Annotated in this window: 12 protein-coding genes; 7 read left to right on the top strand and 5 right to left on the bottom strand. The window is 35.0% G+C overall.

Features of this window, described 5'->3' with window-relative positions; all coding sequences use genetic code 11:
* The first annotated feature begins 264 nt into the window (after window positions 1–264).
* Complete coding sequence (locus tag A3EM_RS0128875) at window positions 265–1548, top strand: S41 family peptidase (protein WP_020531739.1); 1284 nt, start codon at window positions 265–267, stop codon at window positions 1546–1548.
* A 3-nt stretch (window positions 1549–1551) separates the two neighbouring features.
* Here A3EM_RS0128875 and A3EM_RS0128870 read toward each other — a convergent pair whose 3' ends face one another.
* Together A3EM_RS0128870 and A3EM_RS0128865 are read right to left on the bottom strand one after the other, a co-directional pair.
* Window positions 1552–2031, bottom strand: a complete 480-nt coding sequence (locus A3EM_RS0128870; protein WP_020531738.1) for a SixA phosphatase family protein — start codon at window positions 2029–2031, stop codon at window positions 1552–1554.
* 53 nt (window positions 2032–2084) lie between these two features.
* Window positions 2085–4250, bottom strand: a complete 2166-nt coding sequence (locus tag A3EM_RS0128865) for a hypothetical protein (protein WP_157638134.1) — start codon at window positions 4248–4250, stop codon at window positions 2085–2087.
* 421 nt (window positions 4251–4671) lie between these two features.
* Here A3EM_RS0128865 and A3EM_RS0128855 point away from each other — a divergent pair, with 421 nt between their 5' ends.
* Window positions 4672–5022 (top strand): hypothetical protein, encoded by a 351-nt coding sequence (locus A3EM_RS0128855; RefSeq protein ID WP_020531735.1) that lies wholly within the window; start codon window positions 4672–4674, stop codon window positions 5020–5022.
* Between the two features lie 72 nt (window positions 5023–5094).
* Here A3EM_RS0128855 and A3EM_RS0128850 read toward each other — a convergent pair whose 3' ends face one another.
* Window positions 5095–6108, bottom strand: coding sequence for a DUF481 domain-containing protein (locus tag A3EM_RS0128850; protein ID WP_020531734.1), 1014 nt, complete (start codon window positions 6106–6108; stop codon window positions 5095–5097).
* A 384-nt stretch (window positions 6109–6492) separates the two neighbouring features.
* Here A3EM_RS0128850 and A3EM_RS0128845 point away from each other — a divergent pair, with 384 nt between their 5' ends.
* Window positions 6493–7710 (top strand): amino acid deaminase/aldolase, encoded by a 1218-nt coding sequence (locus A3EM_RS0128845; protein ID WP_245576565.1) that lies wholly within the window; start codon window positions 6493–6495, stop codon window positions 7708–7710.
* Between the two features lie 145 nt (window positions 7711–7855).
* Window positions 7856–8563, top strand: coding sequence for a leucyl/phenylalanyl-tRNA--protein transferase (gene aat / locus A3EM_RS0128840; RefSeq protein WP_020531732.1), 708 nt, complete (start codon window positions 7856–7858; stop codon window positions 8561–8563).
* A 12-nt stretch (window positions 8564–8575) separates the two neighbouring features.
* Here the strand turns inward: aat and A3EM_RS0128835 are convergent, their stop codons facing one another.
* Entirely contained in the window at window positions 8576–9199 is a 624-nt protein-coding gene (locus A3EM_RS0128835; protein WP_044240003.1) for a hypothetical protein, read from the bottom strand.
* 215 nt (window positions 9200–9414) lie between these two features.
* Between A3EM_RS0128835 and A3EM_RS0128830 the strand changes: the two genes are divergently transcribed.
* Window positions 9415–10125 (top strand): hypothetical protein, encoded by a 711-nt coding sequence (locus A3EM_RS0128830; RefSeq protein WP_169513420.1) that lies wholly within the window; start codon window positions 9415–9417, stop codon window positions 10123–10125.
* A gap of 110 nt (window positions 10126–10235) precedes the next feature.
* On the opposite strand, the gene A3EM_RS47765 is transcribed toward A3EM_RS0128830, so the two are convergent.
* Entirely contained in the window at window positions 10236–10412 is a 177-nt protein-coding gene (locus A3EM_RS47765; protein ID WP_020531729.1) for a hypothetical protein, read from the bottom strand.
* A 451-nt stretch (window positions 10413–10863) separates the two neighbouring features.
* Here A3EM_RS47765 and A3EM_RS0128815 point away from each other — a divergent pair, with 451 nt between their 5' ends.
* Window positions 10864–11157 (top strand): HesB/IscA family protein, encoded by a 294-nt coding sequence (locus A3EM_RS0128815; RefSeq protein ID WP_020531727.1) that lies wholly within the window; start codon window positions 10864–10866, stop codon window positions 11155–11157.
* A gap of 22 nt (window positions 11158–11179) precedes the next feature.
* The gene (locus A3EM_RS0128810) at window positions 11180–12814 is read left to right on the top strand and encodes a S41 family peptidase (RefSeq protein WP_044240120.1); all 1635 of its coding nucleotides are present in this window, start codon (window positions 11180–11182) and stop codon (window positions 12812–12814) included.
* Window positions 12815–12832: the final 18 nt, after the last annotated feature.

Below are 12832 nucleotides of genomic sequence, written 5' to 3'. Positions count from 1 at the left end.
GTGCAAAATGACAGCTGGAAGAAATTAGGAACACTAAATTTAATAATTCCTAAATATAAAATTAATAAAATTTTCCATCAAAATCCATAAAATGAACTAACGGGCCTAATTTAGCATTTTTGGTAATAATTGAGGTTAAGTGGTGTTACCAATTGTTTCGTTTTGGTGATTGGTTTTTGCAAGATGCCCTCAAATAATCAATTTTGAAATTGGAACGTTATTTTCTATTTGAGGTTGAAGTTCTACTAATTAAGTTGGCTAGGTATGTTTAAATCAGTTAAATATTTTTCCATTCCTTTTTTTCTTTTCTCTCTACTTACAATTACGGGGTGTGAGGAGGATGATCCCCAATTTTTAGAGCCTCTTGAATTGGAATTTAGAGAAAGTCTGGTAGAGTTAATGGAAGAATGGTATTTGTGGAATGAAGAATTGCCAGCGGTGAATGTGTATAATTATGAAAGTGCCGAGGAATTGCTCCAGGCTATGCTCAATAAGGAGTATGACAGATGGAGTTATTTAACTGATGAGGTTTCTTTCGATCAGTATTTTAAAGCGGGTGAATTCGTGGGGACAGGTTTTGGTACCCGCTGGGATGAGAATAATGATTTGAGAATTAGTTTGGTGCAGCCAGGTTCTGCAGCTGATTCCCTTGGTATTAAAAGAGGATTTAAAATCCTGAAAATTAACAGTCGGGATGTCAATACGATAAATAATTTTAGTGCTGCTTTTGGAGGATCGAATGTGGGGGAAGTATTAAATCTTCAATTGGAAGACTTTGATGGAGAAACAAAGGACTACGCACTGGTAAAAGATGTGGTGAAAATTAATTCTATCCTGCATAATAGTGTTCATTTGGTAGATGGAAAACGGGTAGGATACATGGTTTTTAATAATTTTATTGAAAAATCTAAATCTGATCTGGAGGAGGTAATTGGGGATTTTAAAGAAGAACAAGTTACTGAATTAATAGTGGATTTGCGCTATAATGGTGGTGGGTTGTTCGACATAGGAATACTTTTCGGAAGCATGCTTGCTCCAAAGGAAAATCAAGGCAAATTGTTTTCAGAACTTACTCACAATGCATCAAAAAAAGCTAATGATGAGAAATTTTATTTGGAAGCTCCCTCTGTAAACCTTGATTTAAAGAGAGTGATTTTTATTACCACCAGGTCTTCGGCTTCGGCAAGTGAGGTACTGATAAGTGGTTTAAAACCCTATGTTGATGTGGTCACCATAGGTAAGAATACCAATGGGAAACTGGCGGGTATGTATGCATTCAGAATGGATGGAAAAGTGGTTGTGCCAATCAGTTTTAGGGTGGTTAATTCAGTAGGAGAAACAGATCTGTTTGACGGTATTCCCGTAAATTCACTTGTGGAAGATGATTTAACCAGGGATTTTGGAGATGAAAATGAAAAATGCCTCAAAGAGGCATTGAATTATCTTTCAACAGGTATTTTTACAAACTCCGGGTCACGTTTGCCAAGAATTGAAACCAAAAATAAGGAACTGTACAAGGGTTTCAGACGGGAGATTGGAATGTATTAAAACTTAAAGTCTCCATTCAATTTCCCCATTGTTTTGGTCAATTAACAGCCAGCTAATAATGTCAAAATTGATTTTTACTGCCGCCCCCGGTTCCAGGTCATATCCGGTTTTATTGGAAACAAACTCCACAAAATAGCTTAGTGTTGGGTTATGGCCCACCACAAAAACGGTGTTCAGGCTATCATCCAGTTTCTTTACAAATGTCAGAAAATTTCCTAAAGAGATATTGTAAATGTCTTCATTCAGGTCAATTTCTGAAGCCTCAAAGTGAATTTGTTCTGCGATTAGTTTTGCAGTAGATTCTGTTCTAACCGCTTTACTGCAAATGAATTTATCCGGAGCTATATTTTTCTGGTATAATGCCCTTCCTAATTTCATGGCGTGGGTTAATCCTCCACTTGAAAGTGGGCGGTCAAAATCCTTGATTTCATTGCCAGGAGGTATGGCTTCCGCATGACGGATAATTATAAGTGCTTTAGACATATTAGGTGATTGAATGGTTTATGTTTTAATTTGAGATTGAATTTTTGGGAAAATTAAGGGATTTCTATCACATATTCCCAGTTTTTTCCTCCTTCTATTCCTCCCTGTGGTTTAAACAAAAAATCTCCCTCTACACCAATTAGTGAAATAGAATCATTTTCTACACTAATTTTCTGACCAAATACTGGTGTTTCTGATAACACAGGAGTGATATTCCTCACTATCCCGTTATTATCTAAAAATACCGTAAAAGCATTAAACCCCTTTTTATCAAAAGCCTCACTTTGGATTATTTTTCCGTCCAAACCTTTTATGGTGAGAAAATTACCAAGAATTAGAACACCAGATGGCGTTCTTACCATATCTGAAATGACTCCTTTAAGCAACAAATCGAAGGAATGCTTTTGTTCTCCAAAATAATTGTACTTGGAGATATTACAAGGTTCAAAATTATCAGCATTGTCATTTGTTTGTTTTCCCTTACTGACCAATAAAATAGACTCATTTTCATCTATTATCGTCATTTTTCTGGGAATAAATTCCTTTAAATCATTTTCAAAAAGCAGTTCCCCTTTGCTGTCTACCCCGGCAAGACGGTAAAGGTTGATATTTCCAAAGCTTGATTGCAGGGTGAAAATGGCTTTGTCCTGTCTGTCTTTTATCAGGAGGTGTAGGTCATTATTAAAAAACTGATCATTTTGTTGATACATGAATCGCCTTATCCAGCTAATCTCCTGATCCTCATCCAGCATGGCTACAAAAACATCCCTGTTTTCTTTAGTAATTCCTTCACAAAGGCCAAGAGCCATCGTTTTTTGAGCTTTTAAGGGAAAAGTAACTGTTGCGGCATATCCACCAAATGAAATCAATGAGTCCTTATTGATTTTGTCGATATCAATTATGATTTGCTTGTTGGTGAATGCCATTTTCCTCGGCTTTTTCCGGGAAGTAGTAGCCAATGGTACCTGGAAATCATAATACCCACGGGGTTTTTCATTCAGTCTGGTGAGTTCACTGGCCAAAAATGAAAATTCAAGTGCGATAAATTGTTCCAATCCTTCTTTTCCACCATACACATTTCTAATATATCCCTGATATTTCTTAATCTCTTTATCTGTTACCACTATATTCTTAAGTACCTCCCCGCAATCCTTTAATCTTACCTCAAGGGCTTTTTTTATTTCCTCTTCTTTCAGGTCACTTTCTTTTAGTTTTAGGAGGTATTCCAGCTTAAACTGTTTGTACATCAGTAGTTTAGCCGCAAGGGAATTGCCATCCAGCTGGAAAAGCTTAAAAATCAGTTGCTGATTATTCTTTAAATTGAGATGACTTAAATAAGGTGATTCTTTAAAAAAGCTGTTGATAGAAGCAGAAATATTGGCATCCATCTCCAGTAATTTTGTTTTAATTGGGAGAATTTCCTCCCTCATCACCTTAATTATTTCATTTGCCCAGCTTCCATAATCATAAAGATTCACCTGTTGATCACTAAAAATATTCGCATTAATCCGGTAAGCCTCAAACCCTCTTACCTTTTCAAAGGAAAATTGTTGGGAACGGGAAAGAATTTCATTGTTTCGAAGTGGAATGGCCTTGATTAACAAGTCTCTTTGATTGATATTCGCCTGAATCAGGTTGAAACTTCTAATCATTTCATTCAGGCTAGAAATCAGCATTTCATCGGAAATAAAATACAAAGCCGAAACTGACTGATAGTTACTTTTGATATAAAAAAACTTATTTTCAGCCTCTTGATAATAGTGCTTGATTAATTTTGATTTAATTTTTATTTCATCAATTTCTGCCCAGTAATTTTCCAAATCATTCACAGCTCCCTGATAAAATAATTTTACATCATTTACCCCAACTTTTTTACTACCAAACTCCCGCTGGTAATAGATTTTATTTCGCTTTATTTCTTTTTTAGTAGCCATCGCCATGGCCACTTGCAGGAGGTTATGAGCCGACTCGTATTTTGTGTTGAGTTCTATTTCCTTAAAAAGATAGATAGACTTTAATTCTGTTGTATAAATTTTACCCAGCTGATAGGATGCATATGCATGATTGGGATTATCCTGAATAAATTGAATAAGTAATTTTTTGGCTTCAGTGGTTTCTTCTGCCAGAAGTAAAGCATCAATTTCCTCATACTTCAGTTTATTATTACCATTTCTTTTTTGGGCAATAATATCTTTGGTGAAGAGCACTATTGATATCACAAAAAGTATAAAAAATCTAAACCCTGTCTGGTACATTAAAAAATCAATTCTTTGTGCAAAGTTATACTTTCAACAGTGAAATGAGGAATTCAGTACTAAAGTGATACCAGTTTTTTTTATAAGAGAATATTCCGGCTTAAATTCAATAAAAAATATCTAAAAATGAACTTGGAAACAACAACATTTTTGTTACAAATTAGTATTGTAATTTGAATGAAATATTTCTGAAAAAACTTGTGGTTTAACTTTATTTTTAATCCATAATTTCTTTATAATTACCCCTTAAAATCAGAAAAGATTTCTGGTGATGTGTGTGAAGGGTTTTTATCCAATATAGGTTTCCAATAAACAGACCAGAATCTTCTGATGCATTACAGAATTGAATCAAAAATTTTTGTTTTTTTTTATAACATTTAGAGATATGAGTAATCAAAAACCAAGAGTCCTAAAGGATTACGAGAAGCTTACTACTGAAATTCAGGAACAAATAAAATTGGTTTATCCAAATGGCTATAGTCAAAACTTAATTTCCTTTACCAACAAAGAAGGGAAAAAAGTAAGCGCTTTGCCATTTGAAACAGAAGATAAACACTATCTGATCAGAATGACTGTTCAGGAAGCTCAGCAAATTATCAGTGATGATGATGATTATGATGATGATGGCATTTTGAAAGATGATACAAAAGGCGAGTATGAGGATAAATACTCAGAAATAGACTACCTCTCTGATCAAATTCCTGATGGAGATGATGATGACGAGAAGGAAGATTAATGTGTGTCATCCCACTTCAAAGGATTAATTTTCTTATTCAAAATTAGTTTTGAAATGGGATGATTTTTAGGATTATAACTCCCAGCCAAAGGTGGTTTGGAATACATAGTCTGTGGCACTGGCTCCTACCACAGGCTGGTTATCATAGTTCAGTGTAAAACCTAACTTTATGTAAAAATCCAATGGGAGATCGTACTTGGTATCAAATACAAAATCTGCTCTCCAACGTCCTTTTTCTGTAATACCAGGATAGGCAATAACTTTAGTGAGCAGGGACAAATCTCCTACATCATACAAATTAAGTTCTGTACCAAAAAATCCCTCCAAACTTTGTTTATCTGCAGCTTCACTCGAGAAGTTTTCATTGTTAAAGGAAGCTCCACCCTGAAATGCCCAATAAGTAGTATTGGTATGAATGACATACTTACCAATACCTAATTTGCCGTTGGTCCTTAAATCAAGTTTTTGTTCTGTATTCGATAAAAAACTTAATTGACCAATCAAAAACCAGTCTTTGGGAAGAAACTGTCTGTAGGTAAAGTTACCGTCCTGCCTTCTAATGGCTTCAACACTATCCTGAGTGGAATTCACCGAGTTTACGGACATATCGGCCGACCATCTCTCTGCAAGGTATCCTATATTACTTCTCAAGCTGAGTTGTTTGAGGTTGTTGGCTCTGGTAATGCTGTAACCAAAATCCACAGAAGCATAAAGCTGACTCCAAAAACCATCATCTACAGACTTTAAAAAAACAAGCTCATTATGAGAAATAATAATCGTTTCTCTCTCATCATTTATCCTAATTTTTCCACTTTCCACAGTTTCCAGGCTCCCATTATACCTGGAACCATCGGAGAGGGTAATTAAAAAACTGGTTACGGTATAAATCTCTTTTACCCCATTCCATTCTACTTTAAAATCAGAATCGCTATACGGGGTTTCCATGGTAAGAACTCCTCTATCCATATCCTTTATTTCTCCAACCAGTACATTATTATTATTTAAAATTAGTGAGTCGGCCTGCCCAAAAATTTGATTTGAAAAAAATAGAAATAACAGGCTAGAAATTAGTAATCTAAAGTTCATTTTTATGGGTTTCAGTTAATTAAACGTGTTTATTCTTTATATAAAAACAGGTAAGTAAAGTTGAAAAAATAAAATTTGCTTTAATACGCCTTTATATTTGCCTGAGACCATGCGTTCTTGAAGTGCATAGCAGTGTTACGCAAGGATAAAACAAAGACGTTTTGGGCAAAAAGAATAAGTAGAAAACGAAAACTTATTATTTTTTCTTTACTAAGAATAATTGGGGTAATTAAGTCATAATATTAAGGTTTTATCTTCTTTTGTGAAAAATTATTCTGTATTTAAACCTGGCTGATTCTAAACTTGTTTGAAATAGATTTAAGAACATTCCTTCCGATAATGCTATATTTGGTTCTTTAAGGAGATTTTAACTGTTTTATGGAAATGGAGATCAAAAGAGATTATAAATACTATAAAGAAATCTTTGAAAATACCACGGCTCCATTTGCTTATGTAGATTTAGATTTACTGAGAAAAAATATAACTGACATTTCGAAAAGAGCTGAAGGTAAGCCTATTAGAGTAGCCAGCAAATCTGTAAGATGTCTGTCGGTAATTCAAAAAATATTGAATTCGGGATTAAAGGTAGCCGGGGTAATGAGTTATTGTGCTCAGGATACCATTTACCTCTCCCAAAATGGTGTGGAGAACTTGCTTTTGGCTTATCCGGTAGTCGATGAGTTTTATATCCATCAATTGGCTTTGGAAATAAAAAAGGGTAAAAAAATCGTTTTGATGGTTGATTTGCCTGAACATGTGGAAAGGATAAATGAGGTTGGTAAATTAGCTGGGGTTCAGATTCCAATTTGTCTGGATATAGATATGACTACTCGTTTTCCCGGTATTTATTTTGGCGTTTACCGCTCATCTTTGAAGTTGATAGAGGAAGCCAGGAAGCTTTATCAAAAAATCAAAAACTGTGATTATGTAGAACTAAAAGGCATAATGGGTTACGAAGCCCAAATTGCCGGGTTAGCGGATAATGATCCCATAAATGGATTGAAGAATCCGGTTATTCGCCTTTTAAAGTCGAAATCGGTAAAAATTGTAGCAGACAGAAGAACTGCCATAATTAATATGCTAGGAAATGAAGGGGCGGAATTAGAAATAATAAACGCAGGGGGTACAGGTAGCATAGAAACCTCAATTCAGGAACCTTTAGTCACTGAGGTAACTGCTGGTTCAGGTTTCTTTAATTCTAAGTTGTTCGACTATTACCATAATTTTCAACACGAACCAGCTGCCGCATTTGGTCTTGAGGTGGTTCGTATTCCCCAACCTGGAGTTTATACCTGCTATGGAGGCGGATTCATTGCTTCTGGTCCGGTTGGAAAAAATAAGCAGCCTTCACCATATCTTCCACAACAGGTAAAAACTATTGAAAGTGAAGGATTTGGGGAAGTACAAACTCCAATTTTGTCCACTTACCCCTTTCAGATTGGTGATCCTGTATTTTTCCGGCATGCCAAAGCGGGAGAACTCTGCGAACATTTTGACAAAGTATATTTAGTGGAAAATGGCGAAATAGTTGCCCAGGCACCTACCTTTCGGGGAGATCGTGTACTTGAAATATTGAATTTCGTAAAGAACAACTTTCAGTAATTGTTTTTGAAATTGGTGGTTGGTTATTATTTTAGATAAAAGCTAATGATTATTTCATACTAATTTCTTTTGATCAATTCTTTCATTTATAAACTATTTATAAGTTATTACTGTATTATCTTAAATAAAATCGCTTTAGCCATAAATGCCTGTTTTCGAACTTGATAAAAATGAAAATTATTTTCCCCCAGCTTATTTAGCAGATAGTTCGGGACTGCTGGCTATTGGAGGAGATTTATCTCCAGAACGGTTATTAACAGCCTACGAAATGGGGATTTTTCCCTGGTTCAACCCGAATGAGCCAATCTTGTGGTGGTCACCTAATCCGAGGTTTGTTTTGTTTCCGGAAAAAGTAAAGGTTTCCAAAAGCATGAGACAAATTTTGAGATCGGGCAAGTATCAAGTTACTTTCGATAAGGATTTTCTCGGGGTTATAAAAGGTTGTCAGGAGATGTACCGGCCCGGGCAGAATGGAACATGGATTTCGGAAGAAATTATTGATTCTTATTATGAATTACATAAAATAGGGTTTATTCATTCTGTGGAAGTATGGAGGGATCAGGAATTGGTAGGGGGATTGTACGGTGGTTGTTTCGGGAAATGTTTTTTCGGAGAGTCAATGTTTGCCAAAGTTAGTAATACCTCAAAAGTAGGCTTCATTCATCTGGCTAAAAACCTGGAGGAACATGGTTTTGAATTTATTGATTGTCAGGTTTACACGCGACATCTTGAAAGTTTGGGAGCAACCATGATCCCGAGACTCGATTTTTTAAAATCTGTGGAGAAAAACAGCAAATTGCCCCTTTACAAAGGTAGTTGGAACGATATCTTTAGAGTGGATTTTGAATTTTAACAGCTCATCATTCTATAGGTTTAACCTTGCACCTATATTTACACCATACCCATATATTTTATGAAGTTCTCCTTTGGCATTTTCCATTTGCGGTTGAATAGTCATAAAACTCCCTCTGGGAAGAATATATAAACTGAATTTGGAAAATTCTTTTTCGGCCTTTATTCCAATTTCAAAAAAGTATTTGCTTCCAAAATTCTCCTTTTCTGGATGCACTGTATCTATATAAAATGAGCCAGCCTTCAGATTTGGACTTAATGTAAAGGATTTTTTTTCAAGAATATCAATTTCTAGTTGTCCGCCAAACTTAAGGAAGTTAACAAATTTATCTCCAATGGGGTATTGGTCCCAATTGAGTTGAGTTAAATCTGAGGCATCCATTTCATCTTGAAAGTAAGTTGCTATACCAATGAACACACCAGGCTTTACTTTTCCAAACCTTGCCAGAAAGCCAATTTCACCTGCAGCAATGGGTGAGGTGTCAGCTCTGTCCCACCCACGGTCAATTCCATTTTCGTCTATTCCTTTGTAGTAGGTCCACCAGCCAGAGCCAATAGAAACTGAGAAGTCCAGCAAGAATTTTTTTTGAGCTTGCTGGGCATAAATGGACCCTGTGTATCCAAGGAGAAAAATCATTAAAATGAAAACCTTTTTTTTCACTTGCAGTGTAGTTATAAAGCTGAATTTTTTCAGGTAAAATAAATTGGAAGTATGTTTTGAGTAAGGTTTTTGCCTTCTGAGAACATCAAAACAAAGATATTGTAAACAACTGTTAAAATCGATTTACCGGGTATAAATGTTGGAATCCCGGTTCTATAGATTAATCACTAGAATAAATACATATGAAAACCATGTTAAAAATTATATTCTTTTTAAGCACTACTCTTTTTTGCACCAGTCAGCTTTTTTCTCAATCAACCTCCTCAGTTTTTGCCTCAAATAAAGACATTAATTCTTCTGGGTATAAAGCTGATTTTCGTTATGCCCAAAAGAACCTGTTTTACTTCCAGGATTTGGAAATTATAGAAAAAATTCTGGTTGCTGTAAAAGCCGGAAAAATTCAGGTTTTTAAAAGTGATGGATTGGAAGAAAAAAACACGTCAGAAACTTTTTTAAAAGCAGTAGCTAAAACCCTGGAAGATATTCAGCATTTTAAGACGAAATACTCAGGTGAAAATAGTGTATCCTGGATAAATTATGATGAAAGTTTTTTCCTTCAAGAAAATGAAAATGACGGGAATCTTGAAGGCACTGCCAACGACCAGCATTTTCCCGATGTATTTTCTCTTGAATTAAGGAATGAATTTGTTTTTGATCAATTCCATGAGATAAAATCAACAGAAATTAAGGCTATAACCCTAATTTTACCAGCAGAATACAATGCGGCTGGTGAAACAGTTAAATTAGGAGCTTTTAGTTATGAAGAATTAAAGGAGAATGTGTTTTTGCTAAACAATAGTGCATTGTTGCCTGGGATTGAGCTAAGGCCTGAAGGGATGGAAATTGTTGAGTTTGGGGAGTTAAAGGTGTATACGGCCCAAAGTTTCAAATCCGGTGAATGATTTTAGTTCAGTGCAAAAAAAAAGCTTCAGGGCGCACCCTGAAGCTTTTTTTTTGCTTTGAAATCGGTGGTTTATTTAATTGAAATTTTATAGGTGGGTATGACTGGAAATTATCCAAAAAATCCTGTCTGAATTAGAAAAAAACTAATGATAAATACAGCCAGCATCATTACCCCTAAGGTGATAATAGGCTCGTATTCCTTGGGATAAGAATTATCAGCGGGAATTTTTTGTTCGTTAATATCAAACTTTCTTTGTTTTTCGGTGCTAGGAACTTTTACGGCCATGGTTTATTAGTGTTTTTGAGGAACAAAATCGAACATTACAAAATCAATTTTGATTGTTAGTTTATTGGTATTTGCACGTTTTTAAATGAAGGGATTGAATATACGAAATTACGCTGTAGGAAGCAAAGAATTTTTTACATTTCCTCAAAAGTTAGTAGTGGAAAAACCTTTGAAGTCGGGAATTGCCTGATTGAATTTAAAATGGATATAAGTTTGTAGCAAAATCATATTCCTGTTTTGATTAACTTTGAAGTTGTAATTTGAGTTTTTACTCCTGAAGGATGCTACTTTTAAATTAGCGGCTTTATTTTTAAGCATGAAGATATTTTTAAATTGGATTTAATTTGAAAAATTGGTAGGCTCATTTGAAAAGGGAGAGGGGAAGTAATTTAATTTTGGCAAATGAGTTGAGTAACAATTAAAAACGTTTAGTGACAAAAAGAGACAAAAATTGAAAACATTACCATTAATCATTACTAAACAAGCCTTCACAGAAGTCAAGAATATAATTGAGCATAAAAAAATTCCTGTTGGGTATTACCTGAGAATAGGCATAAAAGGAGGGGGATGTGGTGCTGCCGGATATTTTTTAGGATTTGATAAACCTGGAGAGAAGGATGAAAGTTTTGAATTTGAAGGCATCAAGATATTAATAGATAAAAGACACATGATGTATTTATTTGACCTTGAGGTGGATTTTGTGGAAAGAAGAGACGAAAAAGGATTCACATTTACAAAAAATTGAACAAAGAGAAGAAATAATTACAATGGAAGAGGAAAGAAAAAGGAATTCGAAATACCTGATCAGATTGCCCATATTATTATCCTTATCACTTTGTTTAGGGATATTTATTGGTGCTACCATGTTTGACAATGGCCGACCAGTTATTGGAATTGGTTCTAAGAATAGCAAAAAATTAAAAGACCTACTCAATTATATTGACAAATATTATGTGGATACAGTTGATATGGATGAATTGACAGAATATGCTATTGAGCAGATGCTTACCAAGCTGGATCCGCATACTTCTTATATTCCCGCTAAAGATCAGGAAATTGCCAATTCTCACTTGCAAGGCAACTTTGAAGGTGTTGGTATTGAGTTCAGAATTATTAAAGATACGATTTATGTGGTATCAACCATTCCGGAAGGGCCTTCTGAAATTGCCGGAATTCAACCTGGAGATAAGTTGGTAGAGGTAGATGGAGAGAATGTAGCAGGAATTGGAATTTCACAAAATGATGTTGTAAGTAAATTAAGAGGGGAAAGAGGAACGAATGTGGAAGTGGGCGTAAAACGAAAGAAATCAGAGGATATCCTGCATTTTTCAATCAGGCGGGATAAGATTCCCACAAAATCGGTGGAGGTAAGCTATTTAATTGATGAAAAAACCGGCTATATCAAAATAAGTGCTTTTGGCAGTAAAACTTATGAAGAATTTGATGAAGGTTTGACCTCACTCATAAATCAGGGGATGGAAAGGCTTATTCTCGATCTGAGAAATAATGGAGGAGGTTATATGCACACGGCAATTTCTATAACTGATGAGCTTTTGGATAACGAAAAACTAATAGTTTACACAAAAGGTAAAGTGAAACAATATAATGAGTATGAAAAGGCTGGGAAGGCAGGGAAATTTGAAAAAGGTCCGCTTATCGTGCTCATCAACGAAAACAGTGCTTCCGCTTCAGAGATTGTTTCTGGTGCCCTTCAGGATAATGACAGAGCGCTAATAGTTGGAAGAAGGTCTTTTGGTAAAGGGCTGGTCCAAAGGCAAATTGAATTTGACGACCATTCTGAATTGAGATTAACTATATCCAGATATTATACCCCAAGTGGCAGATCAATACAGAAATCTTATGAAGAAGGACAGGAAAATTATAACTATGACCTAAGCAACCGATTTCAGAAGGGGGAATATTTTAGTGCAGATAGTATTCATTTTGATGAGTCTCTTAAGTATTCCACTTTAAAAGGAAGGACTGTTTATGGCGGAGGAGGAATTATGCCCGATTTTTTTGTCCCATTAGACACAAGCTATTCCAGTGATTATCTTTCAGATTTGAATAGAAATGATGCAATAGTGGAATTTGCTTATGAATATGCTAATGAAAAACAGGAGGAATTAGAAAAAATAGGGCTGGAGAACTTTAAAAAGGAAATGTATATCAATAAGGAGGTAATGGGTGATTTTATAAAATTTGCTAAAGCTTCAGGTGTGGAATATGTGGAAAAAGATTTTCTCAAGTCGAAAAAATATATTGAAACAACAATAAAATCATTAGTTGCCAGAAGAATATGGGGGGAAAAGGGATTTTATATTGTTTATAATAAGGAGGATGATGTTATGGAAAAAGCTATTTCCTTATTCGATGAAGCGGTAAAAATTGAAAATCAATAATTTTCATAATTGAAAGGA

Source organism: Flexithrix dorotheae DSM 6795, from assembly GCF_000379765.1.
In the GTDB taxonomy this organism is placed as follows: Bacteria; Bacteroidota; Bacteroidia; order Cytophagales; family Flammeovirgaceae; genus Flexithrix; species Flexithrix dorotheae.
Note: the sequence above shows the minus strand (reverse complement) of the source record. Positions and strands in the feature narration are given on the sequence as shown.

What these genes read in the sequence shown, in the direction of transcription:
- A3EM_RS0128875 (WP_020531739.1), top strand. Translation starts at nt 265, where the DNA reads ATGTTTAAATCAGTTAAATATTTTTCCATTCCTTTTTTTCTTTTCTCT.
- A3EM_RS0128870 (WP_020531738.1), bottom strand. Translation starts at nt 2,031, where the DNA reads ATGTCTAAAGCACTTATAATTATCCGTCATGCGGAAGCCATACCTCCT.
- A3EM_RS0128855 (WP_020531735.1), top strand. Translation starts at nt 4,672, where the DNA reads ATGAGTAATCAAAAACCAAGAGTCCTAAAGGATTACGAGAAGCTTACT.
- A3EM_RS0128850 (WP_020531734.1), bottom strand. Translation starts at nt 6,108, where the DNA reads ATGAACTTTAGATTACTAATTTCTAGCCTGTTATTTCTATTTTTTTCA.
- A3EM_RS0128845 (WP_245576565.1), top strand. Translation starts at nt 6,493, where the DNA reads ATGGAGATCAAAAGAGATTATAAATACTATAAAGAAATCTTTGAAAAT.
- aat (WP_020531732.1), top strand. Translation starts at nt 7,856, where the DNA reads ATGCCTGTTTTCGAACTTGATAAAAATGAAAATTATTTTCCCCCAGCT.
- A3EM_RS0128835 (WP_044240003.1), bottom strand. Translation starts at nt 9,199, where the DNA reads ATGATTTTTCTCCTTGGATACACAGGGTCCATTTATGCCCAGCAAGCT.
- A3EM_RS0128830 (WP_169513420.1), top strand. Translation starts at nt 9,415, where the DNA reads ATGTTAAAAATTATATTCTTTTTAAGCACTACTCTTTTTTGCACCAGT.
- A3EM_RS47765 (WP_020531729.1), bottom strand. Translation starts at nt 10,412, where the DNA reads ATGGCCGTAAAAGTTCCTAGCACCGAAAAACAAAGAAAGTTTGATATT.
- A3EM_RS0128810 (WP_044240120.1), top strand. Translation starts at nt 11,180, where the DNA reads ATGGAAGAGGAAAGAAAAAGGAATTCGAAATACCTGATCAGATTGCCC.